Annotated in this window: 17 protein-coding genes; 8 read left to right on the top strand and 9 right to left on the bottom strand. The window is 61.6% G+C overall.

Features of this window, described 5'->3' with window-relative positions; all coding sequences use genetic code 11:
* The first annotated feature begins 3 nt into the window (after positions 1-3).
* Both caiB and EFR00_RS18875 read left to right on the top strand, forming a co-directional pair.
* A complete protein-coding gene (gene caiB / locus EFR00_RS18870; protein ID WP_077993057.1) occupies positions 4-1,206 on the top strand; it encodes a succinate--glutarate CoA-transferase in 1,203 nt (400 codons plus the stop codon).
* Positions 1,203-2,861, top strand: a complete 1,659-nt coding sequence (locus tag EFR00_RS18875) for a thiamine pyrophosphate-binding protein (RefSeq protein WP_077993059.1) — start codon at positions 1,203-1,205, stop codon at positions 2,859-2,861. The genes caiB and EFR00_RS18875 overlap by 4 nt, the downstream gene beginning before the upstream one ends.
* Before the next feature lie 66 nt (positions 2,862-2,927).
* Here EFR00_RS18875 and EFR00_RS18880 read toward each other — a convergent pair whose 3' ends face one another.
* The 3 genes from EFR00_RS18880 to EFR00_RS18890 all read right to left on the bottom strand — a co-directional run bounded on the left by EFR00_RS18880 (position 2,928) and on the right by EFR00_RS18890 (position 4,595).
* Positions 2,928-3,272, bottom strand: a complete 345-nt coding sequence (locus EFR00_RS18880) for a RidA family protein (RefSeq protein ID WP_009982628.1) — start codon at positions 3,270-3,272, stop codon at positions 2,928-2,930.
* 73 nt (positions 3,273-3,345) lie between these two features.
* A complete protein-coding gene (locus EFR00_RS18885; protein WP_012484529.1) occupies positions 3,346-3,684 on the bottom strand; it encodes a protein tyrosine phosphatase family protein in 339 nt (112 codons plus the stop codon).
* A gap of 71 nt (positions 3,685-3,755) precedes the next feature.
* A complete protein-coding gene (locus tag EFR00_RS18890; protein WP_077993061.1) occupies positions 3,756-4,595 on the bottom strand; it encodes a DUF4432 family protein in 840 nt (279 codons plus the stop codon).
* A gap of 255 nt (positions 4,596-4,850) precedes the next feature.
* On the opposite strand from EFR00_RS18890, the gene EFR00_RS18895 reads away from it, so the two are divergent.
* A complete protein-coding gene (locus EFR00_RS18895) occupies positions 4,851-6,251 on the top strand; it encodes a L,D-transpeptidase (RefSeq protein WP_077993063.1) in 1,401 nt (466 codons plus the stop codon).
* A gap of 70 nt (positions 6,252-6,321) precedes the next feature.
* On the opposite strand, the gene EFR00_RS18900 is transcribed toward EFR00_RS18895, so the two are convergent.
* The 6 genes from EFR00_RS18900 to EFR00_RS18925 all read right to left on the bottom strand — a co-directional run bounded on the left by EFR00_RS18900 (position 6,322) and on the right by EFR00_RS18925 (position 14,106).
* Positions 6,322-7,035 carry a ParA family protein gene (locus EFR00_RS18900; RefSeq protein ID WP_038690185.1) on the bottom strand — a complete coding sequence of 238 codons (714 nt, stop codon included), beginning with the start codon at positions 7,033-7,035 and terminating at the stop codon, positions 6,322-6,324.
* Positions 7,036-7,371: 336 nt separating this feature from the next.
* Positions 7,372-8,526 (bottom strand): iron-containing alcohol dehydrogenase, encoded by a 1,155-nt coding sequence (locus EFR00_RS18905; protein ID WP_077993065.1) that lies wholly within the window; start codon positions 8,524-8,526, stop codon positions 7,372-7,374.
* Positions 8,523-9,908, bottom strand: a complete 1,386-nt coding sequence (locus EFR00_RS18910) for an aldehyde dehydrogenase family protein (protein ID WP_039621060.1) — start codon at positions 9,906-9,908, stop codon at positions 8,523-8,525. Before EFR00_RS18910 ends, EFR00_RS18905 begins: the two co-directional genes overlap by 4 nt.
* A 242-nt stretch (positions 9,909-10,150) precedes the next feature.
* Entirely contained in the window at positions 10,151-11,515 is a 1,365-nt protein-coding gene (locus EFR00_RS18915; protein ID WP_077993067.1) for a glutamine synthetase family protein, read from the bottom strand.
* Positions 11,516-11,659: 144 nt separating this feature from the next.
* On the bottom strand, positions 11,660-13,216 hold the full coding sequence (locus tag EFR00_RS18920) for an amino acid permease (RefSeq protein WP_077993109.1): 1,557 nt from the start codon (positions 13,214-13,216) through the stop codon (positions 11,660-11,662).
* A 119-nt stretch (positions 13,217-13,335) separates the two neighbouring features.
* The gene (locus EFR00_RS18925; protein ID WP_077993070.1) at positions 13,336-14,106 is read right to left on the bottom strand and encodes an N-formylglutamate amidohydrolase; all 771 of its coding nucleotides are present in this window, start codon (positions 14,104-14,106) and stop codon (positions 13,336-13,338) included.
* 168 nt (positions 14,107-14,274) lie between these two features.
* On the opposite strand from EFR00_RS18925, the gene EFR00_RS18930 reads away from it, so the two are divergent.
* From EFR00_RS18930 to EFR00_RS18950, 5 genes are all read left to right on the top strand, one after another.
* Positions 14,275-15,147, top strand: a complete 873-nt coding sequence (locus EFR00_RS18930; protein ID WP_077993073.1) for a MurR/RpiR family transcriptional regulator — start codon at positions 14,275-14,277, stop codon at positions 15,145-15,147.
* A gap of 187 nt (positions 15,148-15,334) precedes the next feature.
* Positions 15,335-16,438, top strand: coding sequence for an ABC transporter substrate-binding protein (locus tag EFR00_RS18935; RefSeq protein ID WP_009995026.1), 1,104 nt, complete (start codon positions 15,335-15,337; stop codon positions 16,436-16,438).
* Between the two features lie 71 nt (positions 16,439-16,509).
* Positions 16,510-17,403: an ABC transporter permease gene (locus EFR00_RS18940; RefSeq protein WP_038690195.1), complete on the top strand. Its 894-nt coding sequence runs from the start codon at positions 16,510-16,512 to the stop codon at positions 17,401-17,403.
* A complete protein-coding gene (locus EFR00_RS18945) occupies positions 17,400-18,188 on the top strand; it encodes an ABC transporter permease (protein ID WP_077993076.1) in 789 nt (262 codons plus the stop codon). Before EFR00_RS18940 ends, EFR00_RS18945 begins: the two co-directional genes overlap by 4 nt.
* Positions 18,189-18,200: 12 nt before the next feature.
* Positions 18,201-19,262 carry an ABC transporter ATP-binding protein gene (locus tag EFR00_RS18950; RefSeq protein ID WP_077993079.1) on the top strand — a complete coding sequence of 354 codons (1,062 nt, stop codon included), beginning with the start codon at positions 18,201-18,203 and terminating at the stop codon, positions 19,260-19,262.
* Positions 19,263-19,532 lie beyond the last annotated feature (270 nt).

Here is a 19,532-nt window from a genome sequence, read left to right on the forward strand (position 1 = left end):
ACCATGACCGAGAGCCTGACGAAAAAGCCGCCGCTTGCCGGCATCCGGGTGATCGAGCTCGCCCGCGTGCTGGCCGGCCCTTGGGCGGGACAGATGCTCGCCGATCTCGGCGCCGATGTCATCAAAGTCGAAAATCCCGACGGCGGCGACGATACGCGCCAATGGGGCCCGCCCTTCGTCGAAGGTGCCGACGGCGAAAACCTCTCAGCCGCCTATTACCACGCCGCCAATCGCGGCAAACGCTCCATTGCCGCCGACCTGAAAAGCCCAGAAGGCCGGGATCTCGTCCGCCGCCTGGTCGCCACAGCTGACGTGGTGATCGAGAACTTCAAGCTCGGCGGGCTCGCCAAATACGGGCTCGATTACCAGAGCCTGCGCAGACTGAACCCGAAGCTCGTCTATTGCTCGATCACCGGCTTCGGCCAGACCGGCCCCTATGCCAGCCTCGCCGGCTACGATTACATCGTTCAGGGCATGTCCGGCTTCATGTCGATCACCGGCGAGCCGGACGGCCAGCCGATGAAGGCGGGTGTGGCGATCGCCGATATCTTCACCGGCATCTATGCCGTTTCGGCGATCGAGGCGGCCCTGATCCATGCCTTGAAAACCGGCGAAGGTCAGCTCGTCGACATGGCGCTGCTCGATGTGCAATCGGCCGTGCTCGCCAATCAGAACATGAACTACCTCGTCTCCGGCGCCGCACCGACCCGGCTTGGCAACGCCCATCCGAATATCTCGCCCTATGAGGTCGTGCCGGCGGCCGACGGCTACCTCATTCTTGCGGTCGGCAATGACGGCCAGTTTCGCCGCCTCTGCACCATACTCGGCCTCGAGACGATCGCCGACGACGAACGTTTCGCCACCAATAGGGCGCGGGTCGGCAATCGGGCCGAGCTGCGCCGGCTCGTTTCGACCGAAACGCTAAAATGGCAGAAGGCGGATCTGTTGAGGGCCTGCGAAGAGAATAGTGTCCCTGCCGGCGCGATCAATACGATCGAGGAGATGTTCGCCGATCCGCAGGTGCGCGCCCGCGGTCTGCGCATCGACCTTGCGGATGCCGCCGGCACGCTCATCCCGGGGGTCAGGACGCCGGTGGTGCTGTCCGAGACGCCGCTGCATTATGTCAGGCCGAGCCCCCGCCTCGACGAACACAGGGAAGACATACTGGCGGAGCTCGCCGAGCGTGAGAGAAAGGCATCGTCATGAAGAAGACCGGTGGGGAACTGATCGTCGAGGCGCTGAAGGCCAATGGCGTCAAACGCCTCTCCTGCGTACCCGGCGAGAGCTTTCTTGCCGTTCTCGACGCCCTGCGCGACAGCGATATCGATGTCCTCGTCTGCCGCCAGGAGGGCGGAGCGGCGATGATGGCGGATTGCTGGGGCAGGCTAACCGGCGAACCCGGCATCTGCATGGTCACCCGCGGCCCCGGCGCCACCAATGCGTCTGCCGGCCTGCATATATCAAGACAGGATTCGATCCCGATGATCCTCTTCATCGGTCAGGTGCAGCGCGAAGCCCGCGAGCGCGAGGCGTTCCAGGAGGTCGAGTTCCGCCGCGCTTTCACCGAATTCGCCAAATGGGTGGGCGAGATCGACGATGCCGCCCGCATTCCCGAGTTCGTCACCCGCGCCTTTGCGATCGCAACCTCCGGCCGCCCCGGTCCCGTGGTGCTGACGCTGCCGGAGGATATGCTGCGCGACGAAGTCGAGGCGCCCCGCGCCAAGCGTTACACGAGCATCGAGGCGCATCCCGGCCGCAGGCAGGTCGACGATTTCTATATAAGACTGCTGAAGGCCGAGCGGCCGATGGTAATCCTCGGCGGCACGCGCTGGGACGCCGATGCCGTCGCCGATTTCGCAGGCTTCGCCGAGCGTTTCCAATTGCCGGTCGGCTGCTCCTTCCGCCGGCAGATGCTCTTCGATCATCTCCATCCCTGTTACGCCGGCGATGTCGGCATCGGCATCAATCCTGTCCTCGCCAAGGAGATAAAGGAAAGCGACCTGCTGATCCTTCTGGGCGGCCGCATGTCGGAAATGCCGTCCTCGTCCTATACGCTGATCGATATCCCCTACCCCCAGCAATCGCTGGTGCATGTCTATCCCGATCCTTCCGAACTGGGACGCGTCTACCGCCCGGATCTCGCCATCTGCGCCACTCCTTCCGATTTCGTCGCCGCACTCGCCGATCTCGAAGCACCGGCCGAGCCGCACTGGGCGGAGCGCACACAGCGCATGCACCAGGCCTATCTTTCCTGGTCGAAGCCGCCGGCAACCGGCCCGGGCGCGGTTCACATGGGCCCGATCATGGAGTGGCTGGAAGCCAACACCGGGCCGGAGGCGATTTTCACCAATGGCGCCGGCAACTATGCCACCTGGCTGCACCGCTTCCATCGTTTCCGTCGCTTCAACACCCAGGCCGCCCCCACCTCCGGCTCGATGGGCTACGGCCTGCCGGCGGCGGTAGCCGCCAAGCGGCTCTTTCCCGAGCGCGAGGTCATCTGCTTTGCCGGCGACGGCTGTTTCCTGATGCACGGTCAGGAATTCGCCACCGCCATCCGCTACGGCCTGCCGATCATCGCAATCGTCGTCAACAACGGCATCTACGGCACGATCCGCATGCATCAGGAGCGCGAATATCCCGGCCGCGTCAGCAGCACCGATCTCACCAATCCCGATTTCGCCGCCCTTGCCCGCGCCTATGGTGGTCACGGCGAGACGGTGGAGCGGACGGAGGAATTCGCCGCAGCCTTCGAGCGGGCGCGCGACAGTGGCAAGCCGGCGATCATCGAAGTCAAACTCGATCCTGAGGCGATCACGCCGACACGCACGCTCTCGGAAATCGCGCAAACAAAAAGCCGGTAGGCCCGTGACCGGCCCCATTCGGGTTGGTCACGCACCTACCGGCTTTCATACAATCCTGCGGCGATCTCAGTCGATCGCGGCCGTGACGATGAACTCGACCTTGTATTTCGGCGCAGCGAGCTTGGCTTCGCTGGTGGCGCGGGCCGGCGGGTTGGCCGGATCGATCCAGGCTTCCCAGGCGGCGTTCATCTCGGCGAAATAAGCGATGTCGGAGAGATAGACGAGGGTCTGCAGGATCTTCGACTTGTTGCTGCCAGCCGCGGCCAGCAGGCGGTCGACTTCGGCAAGCGAGGAGTTGCACTGATCGGTGACGCTTTCGCCCTCGCCGACCTGGCCTGCGAGATAAACCGTGTTGCCGTGAATGACGGCGCCGCTCATGCGCGCGCCGACGTCGATACGCTTAATGCTCATCATAGTCTCCTGAGTGAATGGAAGGTGACGGCGCTGCGGTTCAGCGCCGGAAAATCGGCAGCCGGACCGGAACCTAGCTGCGGATATGGTGGGTCTTCTGGTAGATCGCCGTCGAGCGGGCGCCGGAGCGGCAATAGCCGAGCATCGGCCGCGGGAATTCGTCGAGTGCATCGACCATGCCCTGCACCGCCTCCTCGGTCACGCCCATCGGCCCAACCGGCACATGAGTGATCTCGAGGCCGAGTTCCCGCGCGCGCGCCTCGATGACCGAGAATGAGGTCTGATCGGGGCTCTCATGGTCGGGGCGGTGGCAGACGATCGATTTGAACCCCAGCGCCTTGATCTCGTCGAGGTCCTCGAGCGTGATCTGGCCCGAAACCGAATATTCATCGTCGATCTGGCGAATATCCATCGTCCTGTCTCCTCATAAATCCTGGGCTGAAGGTCTACGACGGAGGCTGGCGAGCGTCAACAACACTTCACTCACAGGAAGGCAAAGCTCAGCAAGTAGCTGCGGCTTTCGCCGGGCGCCAGCATATTGAATTCGCCGGCCGCCTCGAGCTCGTCACGCAACACCCAGCGATGCGAGACCGGCTCGATTCCAATAATATGGGCCGGCGCCTTCTGGTTCCGCCAGACCTGCAGATAGGGCAGCGTGTCGGCGCCAAAGCGCACACTGAGCGTCCTGCCGCCGATCGCGGCGATCGGTCCGAGGCGAACCTCCGCCAAGCCCGCCTCCGTTGCCGGCGCCGGCACGCAGAAGATGCCGCCCGGCTCCTCGCCGAATGCCCAGGGGAAACCGCCATTCTCTAGCATCCGCCCTTCGAGCCGCGTGCCCGCGTCGAGCCATTTGCCGCCGGTGTTGATGTGATACATCAGGAAGGTCGGCACCGTTCGGTCGCTGATATTGACGACCCGGTCCTCCAGCCGCACTTCGCCGGTGGCCCCGTCGATCCGCCATAACCGCTCGATGCGCTGCGGCAGTCCCTCGACGGTTACAATGTCGATATCGGCGCGGCATTCGGCATTGCCGTTTTCGTATTTCGTCCACAGCACCTTGGCCGCATGGCCGGAGGCCGATCCGTGCAGCGGATAGACCTTGCCGTCGGCCCGGCCGGCAATCGGCTGGCGATGGCGGATATGATCCGGCCCGCAAGTGAAGAGGAAGCCTTCGAGCGAGTGATCGATTCGCGGATCGCCGTCATCGGGAATGGCGCGCTTCGGGGCGATGTCGACGCCTTCGACGATGCATCCTGCGATATCCAGAACCGAAGTTTCATCGAGCATCAGGCGCGGCCCGCTTGCGGCGGCAAATTCGATCATTCGGGTCTCCTCAGGGATTTATCGGCCGCCGTAGGGTTAGGTTTCGCACCGCCATTCGTCAATCCGCGCCGTTTCCATCTTGTGTTTTTGCCGCAACCATGGATTTTGCGGAACTGACGCAGAGACGCAAACGTTTATGAGTAAAAGGAAATCTTAGGGAATTTCATATTTTGTTCAGCACGGTTTCAGAAATTCCACACTAGCGTCAAATTTCGCAGGTGTGTGTCGGCCCAGTCACTGTTCGAGGTGTGAGACGTGAATCGCTTTTTGAAGTCGGCATTTTCGCTTGCGGCCCTGCTGGCAGCCGTTGCCGTTGCAGCGCCGCAAGCCGGCGCGCAGCAGTTTCGTGACCGCCGGCAGAGCGACGTCGTCCTGGTCACGCCAACCGGCGAAATCCTCGACTATGTCCCGCGCGGCTATATTTATGCCCGCGACCGCAGCGGCAATCGCGTGCTGATCGACGACTACGGCAATGTCGTCGCCACCGAGATGCGCGCCCGCGGCTACTACCCGCCACGCCCCGGTCCGAGCGAGGTCTATCCCGACCAGAACGGCAACGATCCCTACTATTCCGACGACAATTCCTATGGCGATACGCGTTATTCCGAACGCGGAGCCGTCACCGGCGGTATTCCGCGAGACGCTGCGATCGAACGCCTGCCGCTCGGCGAGGAGCCCTATCCAGACGACAACAGCATCGGCAATCCGCAATCGGGCGACGATTACGCCTCGATCGATCCCGACCAGCAGATTCCGCCTGCCGACGCGCCCACGACCGCACCCGACGAACCCGTGATCACGCTGAAGAACAAGTCGAAGCCAGAGATCGTCGCGCTGCAGGTCTTCCTTGATCGCGCCGGCATCTCGCCCGGCGTCATCGACGGCCATATGGGCTCGAACGTCACCAAGTCGATCTATGCCTATGACCAGATGACCGGCTCGAAGCTCGACCCGAACGACACCGACGCCATCCTCGAAGAACTGCGCATGAACGGCGGTCTGCCGGTCGTCAGCTACACGATCACGCCGGCCGATGCCGCCGGTCCCTTCGTCGCGGAGATCCCGGAAGACTATTCGCACAAGGCTCTGCTGCCGTCGCTGGCCTATACATCGACCACCGAGATGCTGGCCGAGCGCTTCCACATGGACGAGGCCTTCCTCAAAGAGATGAACCCCGGCGCCGATTTCAGCGTCCCCGGCACGGTCATCAAGGTCGTCAATCCGGGCGAGCCGAAGAGCGGCGAGGTTGCCCGCATCATCGCCGACAAGGGCCGCAAGCAGGTCTTCGCCTATGACGGCGCCGGCAATCTCATTGCCGCCTATCCGGCATCGATCGGCTCCACCGACACGCCCTCCCCGTCGGGCACCGTGACTGTCGAACGCGTCGCGTTCAATCCCGGCTATACCTATAATCCGAAGATCAATTTCCAGCAGGGTGCCAACGATAAGATCCTCAACATTCCGCCCGGCCCGAACGGCCCCGTCGGCACCGTCTGGATGGCGCTTTCCAAGCCGACCTACGGCATCCACGGCACGCCCGAGCCCTCGAAGATCGGCCGCACCCAGAGCCACGGCTGCATCCGCCTGACCAACTGGGATGCGACCGAGCTTGCCAAGATGGTCAAGCCGGGCGTGACAGTCGAATTCGTCGACTGAACTATTCCGACAATAACGCGACAAGGCCGCCGGATCGCTCCGGCGGCCTTGTCGTTTCATGTGGGAGATTTCAGGCGGCCGAGCGGACCATGGGGCTCGTTGCGGAGGCGGATGCCGTCAGCCGGACCGGCAGCTTGCTCATCATCTCCTCGGCGAAACAGATGGCGTTTTCGCGGGCCTTGTCCAGATTGCTGACGCGCGAGGGGTCAATCGTGTGCAGCGTGCCGCCGCAGTCGAAGATGTCCCGGAAGGCGGAGCGCTCAACGATCGCTGTGTCGAGCACCGGCACATGGCGTTCGCTGAGCAGCGACTTGACGAGCTGCAGCGCCCGGGTCGTCACCATCGAATTGACGCGGGTCAGCACCACCGAATGGCCGATCTTGATGCCCGCTTTCTCGTCCAGATACTGCAGCAGTTCGAGCACCTGGGCGCCACCGCGCGCATCCATCGCACAGCCCTGGATCGGGATCAGCACATGGTCGGAAAGGCCGATGGCGGTGGCAAGCAGCGGGTTGCGCGCACCCGGCAGGTCGACGATGAAATAATCGGTATTGTGCTTATTCTCGCTGATATGCTGCGGCAGCGAAGCGGTGGTCACGAAATCGATCACCGAAATATTCGGCACGTGACCTGATATTTCGTGCCAGCGCGAGATCCAATGCTGCGGGTCGGCATCGAGAATGGTGATGCGGAAACCCTTGCGGGCAAGCTCGGTCGCGAGCAGCAGAACAGCGGTCGTCTTGCCGGCGCCGCCCTTGGTGTTTGCGAATGTGATGACGGGCATGTTCGGTCCTCGGAAGGAAATGGTGCGAGCCGGAATTGCTCTTTTACGCACCATCGGAGAGCATCGTGCGGTTAATCCATCCTTTCTAATCATGGTTAACAAATTCTAAACACGCGCGGCAAAACTGCAGCTGGTATTTTTCACATCCCTAAAATTCAGAATGTCCCCGAGATTGACAAAGCCCGGAAAGCTAAAGCATGTCGCGCAAAAATGTGCAGCGGTTTTGCGGCAACGACATGCGCAAAAACAAAGAACTAAAGCGCGAGAGGCGATCTGAAAGATCGCGACGCGCGCTTTAAGCTCTCCGGGCTAATCTGCGGGATAGCTACTCTGATCTCAGAAGCAGTCCCTAAACAGCGTCTTGGTATTTTCGAGCGTCATGGCAACCGGGTTGCCGCCGGCACTCGGATCCTCGATCGCCATGGCCGACAATTCGTCGATGCGGTCGGAGGCGATTCCCATTGCCGTCAGCGTTTCCGGCACGCCGAGATCGGAGCGAAGCTTCAGCACATAATCGTAGAAGCCGTCGAAACCGCCCGAAATGCCGAGGTAGGCGGCGGCCCGGCCGATCTTCTCCTCGATCGCCTTGCGGTTGAAGCGCAGCACCGCCGGCATGACAACCGCATTGGTCATGCCGTGATGAGTGTTGTAAACGGCGCCGATCGGGTGCGACAGCGCATGGATGGCGCCGAGCCCCTTCTGGAAGGCGACCGCGCCCATGGCGGCGGCGGCCATCATGTTGGCGCGGGCTTCAAGATCGGTGCCTTCCCTGTAAGCGCGCGGCAGGAATTCCTTGACGAGCCGCATGCCTTCGAGCGCGATGCCAGCCGACATCGGATGATAGAAGGGCGAGGAATAAGCCTCCAGGCAATGGGCGAAGGCGTCCATGCCGGTGCCGGCCGTGATGATTTTCGGCATGCCGACCGTCAGTTCCGGATCGGAGATGACGACTCCAGGGAGGAACTTTGGATGGAAGATGATCTTCTTCACATGCGTGACGGAGTTGGTGATGACGCTGGCGCGGCCGACTTCCGAGCCGGTGCCCGCCGTCGTCGGCACCGCGACGATCGGAGCAATGCCCTCGAGGTTGGCGCGCGTCCACCAGTCGCCAATATCTTCGAAGTCCCAGACCGGCCGGGTCTGGCCGGCCATGAAGGCGACGCACTTGCCGAGGTCGAGGCCGGAGCCGCCGCCGAAGGCGACGACGCCGTCATGGCCGCCGTCCTTGAAAGCCCTGACGCCGGCCTCGAGATTCTTCTCGTTCGGGTTCGGATCGACATCGGCAAAGATCGCCCGGCCGAGGCCGGCATCTTCGAGGATATCGAGCGCGTTCTTGGTGATCGCCATCGAGGCGAGGCCGCGATCGGTGATCAGCAGCGGCTTTTTGATGCCGAGGCTCTTGCAGGCGCCGGCCAATTCCTTGATGCGGCCCCGGCCGAGCTTGACCGATGTCGGATAGCTCCAGTTTGCGGTGATGTTGCTGCTGCTCATGCTGTGACTTTCTTCAGGTGGAAGGATTTCGGACGGGTCAGATTCTGGAAGCCGATGATCGACAGCGAGCCGCCACGGCCGGTCTCCTTGACGCCGGTCCAGCAGAGCGCCGGATCGAGATAATCCGCGCGATTCATGAAAACGGTGCCGGTTTCGATTTCGCGGCCGAGCCGCGATGCCCGCTCGGCATCCCTCGTCCACAGTGAAGCCGTCAGCCCGTACTGGCTGTCGTTCATCAAAGCGAGCGCCTCCTCGTCACTCTTCACCTTCATGATGCCGACCGCCGGGCCGAAGGTCTCCTCGCGCATGAAGGCCATGGAATGATCGACATCGACGAGGACCTGCGGCGCGAGGTAGGCGCCGCCGTCATCCTGTGGGAAGAGCTTCGGATCGACCAGCGCCTTGGCGCCCTTGGAAACCGCGTCGGCGATTTGCTCGCGCACCACCTTGGCGAAGCGCTTGTTGGCCATCGGCCCGAGCGACGTTTCGGGATCTAGCGGATTGCCGAGCTTGTAATTCGATACCCAGGCAACCGATTTCTCGACGAAGGCGTCGTACAGAGACTCGTGCACATAGACGCGTTCGATGCCGCAGCAGCACTGGCCTGAATTGTAGGTGGCGCCATCCATCAGCGTATCGACGGCCGCCTCGAGATCGGCATCTTCCATGACGTAGCCCGGATCCTTGCCGCCGAGTTCGAGGCCGAGACCGGTGAAGGTGCCGGCAGCCGCTCGCTCCATCGACCGCCCGCCTTCCACCGATCCGGTGAAATTGACGAAATTGAAGCTGCCGGCGGCAATCAGCGCCGAGGTCGTTTCGTGATCGAGGAAGACGTTCTGGAACACGTCCTCAGGCACACCTGCTTCGATAAAGGCCTGCACCAGCCTCTCGCCGACCAGCAGCGTCTGCGAGGCATGTTTCAGCACCACCGTATTGCCGGCCATCAGCGCCGGCGCGATCGTGTTGATCGCCGTCATATAGGGGTAGTTCCAGGGCGCGACGACGAAGACAACGCCATGTGGTTCACGCTCGATACGCCGTTCGAACCGCTCGCTTTCCTCGACGACGAGGGGCGCCAACGCATCGGCCGCAATCGAAGCGACATAGTTGGAGCGCTCGTTGAAGCCCTTATATTCACCGCCATACTTGATCGGCCGGCCCATCTGCCAGGCTAGCTCCGGCACGACGGTGTCGGACATCTCGTTCAGCCGCGCGGCACCCTTCAGCACGAGTTGCACGCGCTCTTCGAGCGGCCGTTTCGCCCACGCCTTCTGCGCCTTGCGGGCGCGCAAGACAACTTCCTTGGCGGCGTCGAGCGAAAGTGCCTGACGCTCCGCGTAAACCGATCCGTCGACCGGTGAAATGCATTGGATCATTGCCATGATCGATTTCCGTCCTCGTATTGTTCAAAAATTTCGTCGAGGCCCATAGCCCCTCATCCGCCTGCCGGCACCTTCTCCCCGCTCGCGGGGAGAAGGGGGATAGCAGCTGCCTCTCTGTCCCCATCGACCTCTCGTGTGGCAAGTCCCCTCTCCCCCTATTACGGGGGTCCGAAGGACGGGTCGAGACCCGCGGCTCGACCCCGGTCGGTTAGGGTGAGGGGCAGACAATCCGCAATCCCGTACTAAGCTCTTTCGAACCCGCGCGCCACTTCCCAATCGGTGATGCGGCGGTCGTATTCTTCCTGCTCCCATTCGGCAGCGCGGGTGTAATGGTCGATCACCTCGTCGCCGAAAGCTTTGCGCAGCATTGCCGATTCCGTCATCGCTGTCGTCGCCGCCCGCAGCGTGCGCGGGATTTCGCGAATGTCCTTGCCGCCATAGGCGTCGCCGACGAAGGGAGCCTCGAGCTCCAGCTTGTTCTCGATCCCGTCGATGCCGGCGGCAAGAAGCGCGGCGAAGGCGAGGTAAGGATTGAGATCGGAGCCGCCGACGCGGCATTCGATGCGGATGCCTTTGGTCTCCTCGCCGCAAAGGCGATAGCCGGCGGTGCGGTTGTCCTTGCTCCAGATCGCCTTGGTCGGCGCGAAAGTGCCGGCCATGAAGCGCTTGTAGGAATTGATGTAAGGCGCCAGGAAATAAGTGATCGCGCTCGCATGGGCGAGAAGCCCGGCAACGTAATTATGCATCAGCGGCGACATGCCGTATTTGCCAGCATGGTCGAAGAACAGCGGTTTTTCCTCAAGGCTCCAGAGCGACTGGTGGATATGCGAGGAACTGCCGGCGGCATTGTAGTTCCACTTGGCAAGGAAGGTGATGGCCTTGCCCTTCGACCAGGCGATCTCCTTGCAGCCGTTCTTGATGATCGCGTGGCGGTCGGCCATGGCGAGTGCGTCGGCATAGCGCACATTGATCTCCTCCTGGCCGGCCGAGGCCTCGCCCTTGGAGTTCTCGACCGGAATGCCGGCCCCCTGCAGCCCGGTGCGGATCGCCCGCATCACCTCCTCTTCCTTGGTGGTCTGGAAGATGTGGTAGTCCTCGTTATAGGCGCTGGCGAGCTTGAGGTTGCGGTAGCCGGAGGCATGCGCCGCCTCATAGCTCTGGTCGAACAGGAAGAATTCGAGCTCGGAAGCCATGTAGGCCTTCATGCCCATGTCCTCGAGGCGTTTCACCTGCTTCTTCAGGATCGCCCGCGGCGAATGGGCGACCTCCTCATGTGTGTGATGGTCGAGCACGTCGCAGAGCACCAGCGCCGTGCCCTCAAGCCAGGGGATGCGGCGCAGCGTCGCCAGATCCGGCTTCATCGTATAGTCGCCATAGCCCTTTTCCCAGCTCGTCGCCTTGTAGCCGGAGACCGTCTCCATCTCCATGTCGGTGGCAATCAGATAGTTGCAGCTGTGCGTTTCCTTCCAGGCGCTCTCGACGAAATATTCCGCCTGGAACCGCTTGCCCATCAGCCGGCCCTGCATGTCCACCTGGCAGGCGAGAACCGTGTCGATGCGCCCTTCGGCAACATCCTTCCTGAGATCGTCGATTGTGTAGCTGCTCATGATTGATCCGCCTGAAACTGGGATTGAGAAAATCGGGCAACGAAATCGCATGCGCTCGACCGGACACTGCGGCCCGATGCCATTTCGTTGCCCGGTGGCTGGGCCGCCGAGGCGGCCCAGCCATTCAGAGGGAAGCTTCGATGCTTAGCGTTCGCCGCTTTCGCCGACGGCCGCTTCCGCCGCCGCGATTTCGGCCTGGCGCTTTGCCACTTCGGCGCCGATCGGCGGCCCCTTGAAGCGGCGGCTCTCGAAGCCGAACCAGACGATCCCGGTGACCACGAGGAAGCCGACGGTGATATAGAGCGCCCATTCGTTCGGCGGCTGAATGCCGAGAATGAAGATCAGGATCATCGCGATGATCGTCAGCACCGCAAACAACTTGAAGACGCCCTCGCCGAGGTTCCACGGGCCCATCTTGTCCCATTTCGACGTACCCCAGGCGAATAGGCCGAGAGTGATCGGAATCGCGAAGGAGAAGAACAGGAAGATGACCGTGCACGAGACGACGATCGTATAGACCGGCGTTTCACCGATCGTGACGAGCGAAGAGCCCCAGACGAACAGCACCGACAGGATCGAGCCGGTCCAAATCGCAGCAACCGGCGTGCGGTACTGCGGGCTGACCTTCGACAGCGCCTTAGACGCCGGCAGGCCGCCGTCACGCGAGAAGGCGAAGATCATGCGGGAGACCGAAGTGACGGTGGCAAGGCCGCACAGCCACTGGCTGATGAAGATCGCGAGATAGAGGAGGTCCTTGACAACAGGGTTGACCTGGCTGTCCATCGCCCAGAAGAACACGTTCCAGCCCTGTTTTGCCGCGTCGTCCATGTTCGGCAGCATCAGCACGAAGGCGCACAGCATGATGTAGCCGAAAAGCGCCGACCAGAGCACCGAGGCGACCATGCCGCGCGGCACCGACTCGGCGGCCTTGACCGTCTCTTCCGACGTATGTGCCGAAGCGTCGTAACCGGTGATGGTGTAGATCGGCAGCAGCAGGCCGAGAAGGAAGACCCAGGCGCCCGAATTGGAGGGCCAGACGTTGCCGCCGGCTTCACCGGAATAGTTGGCGAAGGTGAAGAGACGGCTGATCTCGTAGGAGGGCGCCGCGATGAGGCAGACGGCCGCCAGAGCGATCGACGTCGCGAAGATGAGATAACCCGAAAAGTCGGTCAGCTTCGCGGTCAATCCGATGCCCATATGGTTCACCAGCGCCTGCGCGCCGGTGATGATCACCAGGAAGATGATGCGCACCGTCGTCGAATCGGTCAGCCCGAGATAGCTGGTGCCGAACGACCCCATGAAGAAATAATAGGTGCCGACATTGATGGCGCCGAGCACGGTGACGAGGCCGAGCAGGTTGAACCATGCGGTCAGCCAGCCGGTGAAGCGGTTGCCGAGGATCGAGCCCCAGTGATAAAGGCCGCCGGCCGTCGGATAGGCCGAGCTGATCTGCGCCATGGCGACGGCGAAGACGAGCGAGATGAAGCATCCCACTGGCCAGCCGATGCCGATGGCCGCTCCGCCGGCACCGGAGGTCGCCTGCGCCAGCGAATTGATGCCGCCGGAGAGAATGCAGATGATGGAAAATGAGACGGCGAAGTTCGAGAACGAGCTCATGCGTCGTTCGAGTTCCTGGGCATAGCCCATGGAATGCAGGATGTGCACATCCTGCTTCTTGTCCAGTTCGGAATAATCCGACATGACTTCCCCCTGTTCACGATCGGCCGCGGGATTGCGGCCCGGTTCAGTGCCAATTGCCCGCGGCATTTGCGCCGTGCGGACGTTCGCAGTTAGACTGCTCCCTCGGGTCTTCTTTTTTATCAGGCATCCAGGCTTTGCTGGAGCAGCCCTTTTAGATAGTCGGCCATGACCCCTTGGCCGACATCGTCTGCGATGAGGTCGTTGCGGACCTCGATCATTACATTGCGCAAGCCGTTCGAAAGCCCGTGCAGGATCAGCGTGTGGGTCACGCCATCCTCGGGTCCGTAAGGCTGGTTGCGTTCCGTCCTGTAAAGCGGCGCCTCGGCCGCAGTCTTCAGCATCAGGTCAGCAAGGCGGCTGTCCTCATCGTGCAATATGCCGAGCTCGACCGCGCGATCGCGACCGTGATAGACCGGTGTAAAGCTGTGGATCGTCACGATGACGCTGTCCTGCCCCCTCGCCCGCCGATCGCGGATCAGCCCGCGAACGGCGTCGTGAAAGGGCACGTAGAGCGCGTCGGTGCGCGCAAGCCGTTCTTCGGCAGTCAGATCCTTGTTGCCGGGAATGGCATAGATCTCGCTTCTCTCAGGCATGGCCCCAGGCGAGTTCGGCGGCCGGTTGCAATCGTAGATGAGCCGGGAGAAACGCTGGTAGACGAGCGTCGCATCGAGCCCCTGCGATATGCCGCGGGCGACTGAAAGCGCCCCTGGATCCCAGGCAATATGGCTCGCGAGTGCTTCGCCTGGCAGGCCAAGATCGCCGAAATGGACGGGAAGCGTGTTCGAAGCATGCTCACAGACGAGCAGCACCGGGCTCCGGCCGCCGGCGCGTTCGATCCCGACGCAATCGCCGTCGGCTTCACTGAGGATTTTCGGCCGGGCCAGCACCAAAGGCACCACTCCTTAACAAATTCCTTATAGAAAAGAATTCTTCAGGTTCCGACGAGTGTCAAGCATTCCCTGAAAATTTCTTTTCATGACAGTAGTTGACATGGATTGTGACAGCGTTGTTAACTTCGATTGGGAAAATGGCGCCAGACCATCCCGGGGAGCAATCAAGTGACAGTTGCGTCGAAGACGGTTTCGGACGTCATACACTCGCATTTCGGGCTGTTGACGCGTGCTGAAAAGCAATTGGCCGAAAGCCTTCTCGACAATTATCCGGTTTCCGGCCTCGGCAGCATCACCACGATCGCCGAGAATGCCGGGGTCTCGACGCCGACCGTCGTGCGCATGGTGCAGAAGCTCGGTTTCAAGGGCTATCCGGACTTTCAGGCGCATCTGCATCTGGAGGTCGAGGCGACAATATCGAACCCGATCGCTAAGCACGATCGCTGGGCGCAGAACGCGCCGGGCACCCATATTCTCAACCGTTTCGCCGATGCCATCATGGGCAATCTGCGACAGACGCTGACCGATCTCGACACTGCGACCTTCGACAGCGTCGCTTCGCTGCTTTCCGACCGCAAGCGCGGCCTCTATTTCGTCGGCGGCCGCATCACCGGTGCGCTTGCCGAATATTTCTTCACCCATATGCAGGTCATCCGGCCGGCGACGACGCTGCTGTCAGCGAATTCCAGCAGTTGGCCGCAATATGTCCTCAACATGAACGCCGGCGACATTCTGATCATCTTCGACATCCGCCGCTACGAGCAGGAGATGGTGAGCCTCGCCACCGCCGCCCGAAAACGTGGCGCCGAAATCGTCGTCTTCACCGATCAATGGGGTTCACCCGCCGCCAAACTTGCCCGCCACGCCTTCCGCGTCCGGATCGAAGCGCCCTCGGCCTGGGATTCCTCCGTCGTCACTCTTTTCATCGTCGAGGCGCTGATCGAGGCCGTTCAGAACTCCACCTGGGATGAGACGAAGGAACGCATGAAGACACTGGAGGGCTTGTTCGAGCAGAGCAAACTCTTCCGCAAACCGGGTTAGGAGGACACGACCAAGGGAGGAAAAACAATGGCGGATTTTGCGGAAACAGACCGCGCTGTCGCAAATGAAACATCTGTCACAAGCGCCTGCTATTCATGCAAAACCACCGTCATGCAGCCGTCACACAAGCTTCATGTAAGCTCATTAACAGCATCGCCAGACACTGAAAACCCGAAGGAGAACAACAGTGATCTCTAACATTTCTCGACTGCTGTCGCTTTCTACTGCGATCATCGTGGCTTCGACCGCGATTGCCGCAGCTGAACCGAGCGCAGAACTTATCGCCGCTGCCAAGAAGGAAGGCACGCTGACCACGATCGCTCTTCCGCACAGCTGGTGCGGCTATGGCGACGTTATCGCCGGCTTCAAGGCCAAGTACGGTATCGAAGTCAACGAGTTGAATCCGGACGCAAGCTCGGGCGACGAAATCGAAGCTATCAAGGCCAATAAGGGCAACACCGGCCCGCAGGCCCCCGATGTCATCGACGTCGGCCTCTCCTTCGGCCCGTCCGCCAAGAAAGACGGCCTGATCCAGCCTTACAAGGTTTCTACCTGGGATTCGATCCCGGATAGTGCCAAGGATGCCGAAGGCTACTGGTACGGCGACTATTACGGCGTTCTCGCGTTCCTTGTGAACAAGGACCTCGTCAAGGAATCGCCGGCCGACTGGCCAGATCTGAAGAAGAGCGATTATGCAAACAGCGTCGCGCTCGCAGGCGATCCGCGCAGCGCCAACCAGGCTGTTCAGGGCGTTTATGCAGCTGGCCTCTCCGCATCCGGCGGTGACGCGGCCAAGGCGGGCGAAGAGGGTCTGAAGTTCTTCGCCGAGCTCAACAAGAACGGCAATTTCGTACCTGTCGTCGGCAAGGCTGCGCCCTTCGCACAGGGCTCCACGCCGATCATCATCGCCTGGGACTACAATGCGATGTCCTGGGGTGAAAGCCTGAAGGGCAATCCTCCGTTCGAAGTCGTCGTTCCGAAGACGGGCGTCGTCGCCGGCGTTTACGTCCAGGCAATCTCCGCCTTCGCTCCGCACCCGAATGCTGCCAAGCTCTGGATGGAATATCTCTATTCCGACGAAGGTCAGCTCGGTTGGCTGAAGGGCTATTGCCACCCGATCCGCTTCAACGATCTTGCCAAGAATAACAAGATCCCGAAGGAACTGCTCGACAAGCTGCCGCCGGCAGCAGCCTATGAAAAGGCTGTCTTCCCGACGCTCGAAGAGCAGGCCGCCGGCAAGGAAACCATCACCAAGAACTGGGATAGCGTCGTCGGCGCCAACGTTAAGTAAAATCCGATCCGGCCTCCCCGCCCTTAAAGGCGGGGAGGTTTTCTCACTCCGATGCCCAGGATGAGCTTTTCATGAGTACCGTTTCAACGCCGATGGTGAGCAGCGCCCCCTTGATCAACAAAGACCGCGTGATCGACTGGCTGGGCATTACACCCTTCATCATTTTTTCTCTGCTGTTCCTGATCATCCCCACGCTCTATCTCGTGGTGGGCGCATTCCTGACGCCCGAGGGCGATTTCACGCTGAAGAATATCGGCGATCTTTTTACTCCATCGATCATGAGCGCCTACTGGATCAGCATCAAGGTCTCGGTGGCGTCCGCTCTCGGCGGCGCGCTGATCGGCTTCTTCCTCGCCTGGGCCGTCGTGCTCGGCGGCCTGCCCGCCTCGGTGCGCTCGACGCTGCTGACCTTTTCCGGCGTCGCCTCGAATTTCGCCGGCGTGCCGCTCGCCTTCGCCTTCCTGGCAACGCTCGGCCGCACCGGCCTCGTGACGGTGTTCCTCAGAGAATGGTTCGGCTTCAACCTCTACGGCACCGGCTTCAACCTGCTGTCCTTCTTCGGCCTCACCCTCACTTATATGTATTTCCAGATCCCGTTGATGGTGCTGATCCTGACGCCCGCGCTCGACGGCATGAAGAAGGAATGGCGCGAAGCCTCTGAGATTCTCGGCGCCACCAACCGCCAATATTGGACGATGGTTGCCCTCCCGATCCTCTGGCCGAGCCTGCTCGGCACGACGTTGCTGCTCTTTGCCAATGCTTTCGGCGCCATCGCCACCGCCTTTGCGCTGACCGGCAGCTCGCTGAACATCGTGCCGATCCTGCTCTACGCGCAGATCCGCGGCGATGTTCTGCACAATGCCAATCTTGGTTACGCTATCGCGCTCGGCATGATCGTCATAACAGGCGTCTCCAACGTCCTTTACCTCATGCTGCGCATGCGCGCCGAACGGTGGCAGAAATGAAAGCTCAACGGTTCGGCGCCTGGATCGCCATCATTCTCGGCGCTTCCTATTTCATCATTCCGCTGATCGGCACGATCGAGTTTTCGCTGCGCATGCGCCGCGGCGAATATAGCTTAGATGCCTATCAGTCGGTCTTTTCGGACGCTCAGTTCCGCGAGACTTTCGGCTACTCCATGCTGATGGCGCTTCTGACCATTATCTTCGGCATGCTGCTCGTCGTGCCGACGGCCTATTGGGTGCGACTGCGCCTGCCGCAGATGCGCCCGGTCGTCGAATTCATCACGCTGCTGCCGCTGGTCATTCCGGCGATCGTCATCGTCTTCGGCTACCTCAGAATGTACAACTCTTCGTCCTACCTGCCCTTGACGGGTTCGACGACCGGCACCAACGCCCTGCTGGTCTTCTCCTATATCACGCTGTCGCTGCCCTACATGTACCGCGCCGTCGATACCGCCATGCGCGCCATCGACGTCCGCACGCTGACGGAGGCGGCCGAAAGCCTCGGCGCCCGCTGGACGACGATCATGTTCCGCTGCATCTTCCCGAATGTCATGAGCGGCGTGCTCTCTGGCGCCTTCATCACGCTGGCGATCGTCATGGGCGAGTTCACCTTCGCCGCCCTGCTCAACCGCCCGGCATTCGGCCCCTACCTGCAGCTCGTCGGCGCCAACAAAGCCTATGAGCCTTCGGCGCTCGCCGTCATCGCCTTCTCGATCACCTGGCTCAGCATGGGCCTGCTCAATCTCGTTTCCCGTTTCGGCAAAGCCCGCCCGGCAAAGGCTTAAGGTATCCGGCTCATGTCTTTTCTCACACTGAACAACCTCCAGAAATCCTTCGGCCCGGTCCAGGTGGTCCAGAATTTCAACATGAACATTGAGAAGGGCGAATTCATCTCCTTCCTCGGGCCGTCGGGCTGCGGCAAGACGACCGTGCTGCGCATGATCGCCGGCTTCGAAACGCCGACCGGCGGCACGCTGACTATCAACGGCAAGGACCAGAGTGCGCTGAAGCCGAACCAGCGCAATATCGGCATGGTCTTCCAGGCCTATGCGCTATTCCCCAACATGTCCGTACGCGACAACGTCGCCTTCGGCCTCAAGGTCGCTGGCGCCCCGAAGCCGGAAATCGACGCCCGCGTCAAGGAAATGCTCGGCCTGATCAAGCTCGATCACCTGGCCGACCGCTATCCCTACCAGCTGTCAGGCGGCCAGCAGCAGCGCGTCGCACTTGCCCGCGCGCTAGCTGTCAAGCCGCAGGTGCTGCTGCTCGACGAGCCGCTGTCGGCCCTCGACGCCAAGATCCGCGTGTCGCTGCGCGAGGAGATCCGCCAGATCCAGCAACAGCTCGGCATCACCACGGTTTTCGTCACCCACGATCAGGAAGAGGCGCTGTCGATCTCCGATCGTATCGTCGTGATGAACGCCGGCAAGGCCGACCAGATCGGATCGCCCTTCGAGATCTACAACAAGCCGGCAACGCGCTTCGTCGCCTCTTTCGTCGGCACGCTGAACCTTATCGAGGCCCAGGTCGTTGATCCCGACGCTAACCTCATCCAGATCGGCGATCAGAAGATCACACTGAAGCAGTCGGTCGCAGCCCACAAGGCCGGCGAAACCATCTCGCTGGCGCTGCGCCCGGAAGCGGGCTCGCTCTCCGACACCGCCAGAAGCGATACGGCGCTGACCGGCCAGGTCGTCTCGGCCCACTTCCTGGGCTCGGTTATCCGAACCCGCATGAATGTCGGCGGTAACGTCATCTCCTTCGACATGTTCAACAGCCCCGGCGTCACCCCGCCGCAGGCCGGCGAAACGGTGACGCTGCGCTTCATGGCGGCTGATCTGCTGGTCATCCGCGACTGAGTTCACCGATCCCGTTCATGCAAAAGGCGCCTCGAAAGGGGCGCCTTTTTACCAGGGCGACACGGCAAACGGCAACCGTCCACTCATTTGATCCGACCGTGGAAAAGGGAGACCACGGCGCTGCCACACGTCTCTTCTCCCCGGCGGGGACTGTTGCATAACCGGCGTTGCAGCTTGGGTCAGGCGATTGCCGTCATCTGTGCTTGCCCCGCTTCGGTGTGTGGCGGGGTGATGGTGGCTGAATTTGATGATTTGGCAGGCAGCTGGACG

Origin of the sequence: Rhizobium sophoriradicis, from assembly GCF_003939025.1 — a bacterium.
GTDB lineage: Bacteria > Pseudomonadota > Alphaproteobacteria > Rhizobiales > Rhizobiaceae > Rhizobium > Rhizobium sophoriradicis.

Excerpts from the sequence above, each read along its gene's own strand:
- caiB (WP_077993057.1), top strand. The coding sequence starts at position 4 with ATGACCGAGAGCCTGACGAAAAAGCCGCCGCTTGCCGGCATCCGGGTG.
- EFR00_RS18875 (WP_077993059.1), top strand. The coding sequence starts at position 1,203 with ATGAAGAAGACCGGTGGGGAACTGATCGTCGAGGCGCTGAAGGCCAAT.
- EFR00_RS18880 (WP_009982628.1), bottom strand. The coding sequence starts at position 3,272 with ATGAGCATTAAGCGTATCGACGTCGGCGCGCGCATGAGCGGCGCCGTC.
- EFR00_RS18885 (WP_012484529.1), bottom strand. The coding sequence starts at position 3,684 with ATGGATATTCGCCAGATCGACGATGAATATTCGGTTTCGGGCCAGATC.
- EFR00_RS18890 (WP_077993061.1), bottom strand. The coding sequence starts at position 4,595 with ATGATCGAATTTGCCGCCGCAAGCGGGCCGCGCCTGATGCTCGATGAA.
- EFR00_RS18900 (WP_038690185.1), bottom strand. The coding sequence starts at position 7,035 with ATGCCCGTCATCACATTCGCAAACACCAAGGGCGGCGCCGGCAAGACG.
- EFR00_RS18905 (WP_077993065.1), bottom strand. The coding sequence starts at position 8,526 with ATGAGCAGCAGCAACATCACCGCAAACTGGAGCTATCCGACATCGGTC.
- EFR00_RS18910 (WP_039621060.1), bottom strand. The coding sequence starts at position 9,908 with ATGGCAATGATCCAATGCATTTCACCGGTCGACGGATCGGTTTACGCG.
- EFR00_RS18915 (WP_077993067.1), bottom strand. The coding sequence starts at position 11,515 with ATGAGCAGCTACACAATCGACGATCTCAGGAAGGATGTTGCCGAAGGG.
- EFR00_RS18920 (WP_077993109.1), bottom strand. The coding sequence starts at position 13,216 with ATGTCGGATTATTCCGAACTGGACAAGAAGCAGGATGTGCACATCCTG.
- EFR00_RS18940 (WP_038690195.1), top strand. The coding sequence starts at position 16,510 with ATGAGTACCGTTTCAACGCCGATGGTGAGCAGCGCCCCCTTGATCAAC.
- EFR00_RS18945 (WP_077993076.1), top strand. The coding sequence starts at position 17,400 with ATGAAAGCTCAACGGTTCGGCGCCTGGATCGCCATCATTCTCGGCGCT.
- EFR00_RS18950 (WP_077993079.1), top strand. The coding sequence starts at position 18,201 with ATGTCTTTTCTCACACTGAACAACCTCCAGAAATCCTTCGGCCCGGTC.